General features: G+C 62.3%; 4 protein-coding genes. 3 read left to right on the top strand and 1 reads right to left on the bottom strand.

Annotated features, from left to right (window positions below):
• From WBQ44_RS19400 to WBQ44_RS19410, 3 genes are all read left to right on the top strand, one after another.
• Positions 1-891: iron chelate uptake ABC transporter family permease subunit (locus WBQ44_RS19400; protein WP_495568298.1), on the top strand; the 891-nt coding region annotated here is incomplete at its 5' end.
• Positions 888-1,646, top strand: coding sequence for an iron ABC transporter ATP-binding protein (locus tag WBQ44_RS19405; protein ID WP_495568299.1), 759 nt, complete (start codon positions 888-890; stop codon positions 1,644-1,646). The genes WBQ44_RS19400 and WBQ44_RS19405, both read left to right, overlap by 4 nt.
• Positions 1,647-1,683: 37 nt before the next feature.
• A complete protein-coding gene (locus tag WBQ44_RS19410; protein ID WP_495568300.1) occupies positions 1,684-2,184 on the top strand; it encodes a metallophosphoesterase family protein in 501 nt (166 codons plus the stop codon).
• Here the strand turns inward: WBQ44_RS19410 and WBQ44_RS19415 are convergent.
• Positions 2,129-3,217, bottom strand: coding sequence for a HAMP domain-containing protein (locus WBQ44_RS19415; protein WP_495568301.1), 1,089 nt, complete (start codon positions 3,215-3,217; stop codon positions 2,129-2,131). The two genes, WBQ44_RS19410 and WBQ44_RS19415, sit on opposite strands and share 56 nt — an antisense overlap.
• Positions 3,218-3,418 lie beyond the last annotated feature (201 nt).

Below are 3,418 nucleotides of genomic sequence, written 5' to 3' on the forward strand. Positions count from 1 at the left end.
TGCTTCCTGTTCCTGTTCGTTCGCGGCTCCTTCGCTTTCGCGTTTCCTCGGCGCCTGAACATGCTGGGGGCGATGGTGGTAGCGGCGTTCACACAGGGCGTCGGCACCGTCGTCTTCCACACCGTCACCAACAATCGGATCCTCACACCGTCCATCATCGGGTTCGATTCGATGTACACCCTCATGCAGACGCTGATGGTCTTCGTCTTCGGCGGCACCGTCATCGCCAATACCGAGGGCATTCCCAAACTGCTCACCCAGACAGCTCTGATGGTGGTGTTCGCGACAATCCTGTATCGGTGGATGTTTGCAGGGAAATTCGGCAGCCTGTTCCTGATGCTGCTGGTCGGTGTGGTCATCGGGCTCGCGTTCGACAGCATCTCGACGTTCCTGCAGCGTGTGCTCTCGCCGACCGAGTACGACATGCTGTCGGTTGAGCTGTTCGGCCGTCTCAGTGCAGTCAAGGGCGACTACCTGCCGTTGGCCTTCGTTGTGTGTCTCGTCGTCGGAATGATCCTGTGGGTGCGGCGCCATCACCTCGACGCGCTGTTGCTCGGGCGCGAGGCCGCGCTGGGCATCGGCGTCTCGCACAAGCGTGAACTGACGCTCATGCTGATGTTGATCGCGTTGATGGTGGCGTTCTCGACCGCGCTGGTCGGTCCGATGACGTTCTATGGATTCATCGTCGCGACGCTCGCTTACCAGATAACAGGGAGCTACAAGCACCACTACGTGCTTCCGATGGCATTTCTGCTCGGACTCCTCACGCTTGCGCTGGGGCAATTCGTCATGCAGCACATTTTCTACGCCGGCGGCTTCCTGACCGTCATCATCGAATTCGTCGGCGGCATACTGTTTCTCGTCGTGCTACTCCGTAGGGGCAAGTTGTGATCGATTTCGCCGACGTATCCAAGTCGTACTCCGACCACACTGTGCTCGGACCGGTCACCGGCACCATCGCCGACGGCGGCATCACGTCGCTGGTGGGTCCGAACGGTGCGGGCAAGTCGACACTGCTCACCGTCATCGGTCGACTCCTCGACCCCACGACGGGCACCGTCACGGTCGGGGGCATGAACATCCGCACGACGAAATCGGCCGAATTGGCCAAGCACCTGTCGATCCTGCGTCAGGAAAACCACATCACCGCGCGCCTGACGGTGCGCGAGTTAGTCGGCTTCGGCAGGTTCCCGCACTCCAAGGGTCGACTGACCGCCGACGACACCGAACACGTCGACAGGGCACTGGAGTTCTTGAACCTGACGAATCTGAGTGACCGGTTTCTCGATCAACTGTCCGGGGGTCAACGGCAGCGGGCGTTCGTCGCGATGGTTCTCGCGCAGGACACCGAGTACGTCCTACTCGACGAACCACTCAACAACCTCGACATGAAGCACTCGGTCATGATGATGCAGCAATTGCGCAGGGCTGCCGACGAATTGGGCAAGACAATCGTGCTGATCGTGCACGACATCAATTTCGCGGGAGCCTACTCCGACAGGATCATCGCGTTGCGTGACGGGGTCATCGTGACCGCCGGAACCGCGGAGGAGATGATGCAGGACGACGTTCTCACCGACGTATTCGACACTCCGGTGCGGGTGCACACCATCGCGGGGCAGCGCACCGCCGTGTACGTGCGTTGAACTGCGAACACCCGACCGTAAAAGGCACACTGGCACGGTGAAGTTATTGCTCCTCGCCGACACGCATGTACCGAAACGAGCCAGGGATCTGCCCGAACAGGTCTGGTCAGCGGTTGATTCCGCCGATGTCGTCGTCCACGCCGGTGACTGGGTGGATATCGGTCTGTACCGCACGCTCTCGGCTCGGTCGGCGCGCCTGATCGCGTGCTGGGGAAACAACGACGCCGACGAACTGCGCGCAGCGATGCCGGAGCGTGCGGATATGACGCTCGACGGCATCAGGTTCACTGTGATCCACGAGACGGGTGCGGCCACCGGACGCGAGAGGCGCATGGCGCTTGCATACCCGGACACGGACGTTCTGGTGTTCGGGCACAGCCATATTCCGTGGGACACGGTCACCGACACCGGCCTACGCCTGCTCAATCCCGGTTCGCCGACGGATCGGCGCAGGCAGCCGTTCTGCACCTACATGACAGCGGTCATCGACAACGGTCGTCTGGGCGAAGTCGAGTTGCATCGTCTTCAGCGACGCTGAACGCAGGTCCTCGAGCTTCTACGGTGACCGACTTGTCGCTTGCTTGGTCGACGAGGTCGTGCACCAGTCGAATGATGACGTCCATGTCGTTCATGACGCCGGCGCGGAGTTCGTCCTGCTGTTCGCGCGAGAGCGGCGGTGGATCGTCCGAATCCAACGCCATCACCATGTCGATCTTCGCCCGCAGCGTTTGCAGCGGCTCCAACAACTCTTCGCCCGCATCGGTGATCAATTTGTTCTGACGGGCACCGGAAACTCCGAGCGCTGCAAGCATGTCGTTGAAGCTGGTGGCCAGCGAGGCGAGTTCGTCGTCGCCGGTGATGCGGATGGGTTCGAGTTCGCCTGTTCGTGCTACGCGTTCGGTGGCATTGCGGAGGCGTTTGACGGGACGCAGGCCGGTGCGAGCAACAGCCGATCCGGCGATACCGGCCAATGCGACGAGGAAGGCGCCGATCGTGACCAGCGCCAGTGTCAGTTTGCCGAGCAGTGGCGCCGTGGTGGCCAGCGATTCGGCGACCATCACTGTTTCGCCCGTGACGGTGCGCTTGGCCGACAACACGTATCCGCGTACCTCGCGAAGGGATTCGCCGGCGTTGCCGTCGACTACGTTCTGCTCCTGCCCGTCGAGAGCTCCGGCAGCATTGGTGAACGGTTTCGATTCGGCGGTGAACGTAACGAACTCGCCCGACGACGTCACGAGGGCCACTTTGATGGCCGGGCCGTCCGAGCTGCCGACGCCGAAACCGAACAGCGTCGACGGGACCCCGGATGTTGCGCCTGCGATCAGCGCGTCGGCGTTACGGGTGACCCGATCGGCAACCTGCGCGCGCAATGCCTGCTCGGCAACGATGTAGATGGCGAGTGCGCTGACGGCGACGGCCAGCGCGGCCAGACTCATCGTCAATACGCGAATCCGACTGTGTAGGGAAAAATTTCGTTGCAGGGAGAAGTTGCGCTGCAACGACATCGACGACGGACGGATCCACCGTGTAGCCCGAGTTGCCTTCGGTCCGGCGGGGGACGGCGTCGGCATCGAACAAGTATCGCGTGCGGTGCTGAGAGTCGACTGAGAACGACCGGTGTCACCGCCGGGCGGAGGAGTCGTCAGTCGCCCGAGTGTTCGTGGTCGCTGGTGGCGAGGGGTGCTCGGCGGGCTTGTTCGAGGACTTCGGTGGTGTGTCCGCCGTGGCTGCCGGGGCCGACGTGTGCTTCTTGGCGCATCCGGTCGATCATG

The organism is Rhodococcus sp. (in: high G+C Gram-positive bacteria), assembly GCF_049591685.1.
Classification (GTDB): Bacteria; Actinomycetota; Actinomycetes; order Mycobacteriales; family Mycobacteriaceae; genus Rhodococcoides.

Bases quoted from the DNA above. Each gene is read 5' to 3' on its own strand.
- WBQ44_RS19415 (WP_495568301.1), bottom strand. From the start codon at position 3,217: ATGCCGACGCCGTCCCCCGCCGGACCGAAGGCAACTCGGGCTACACGG.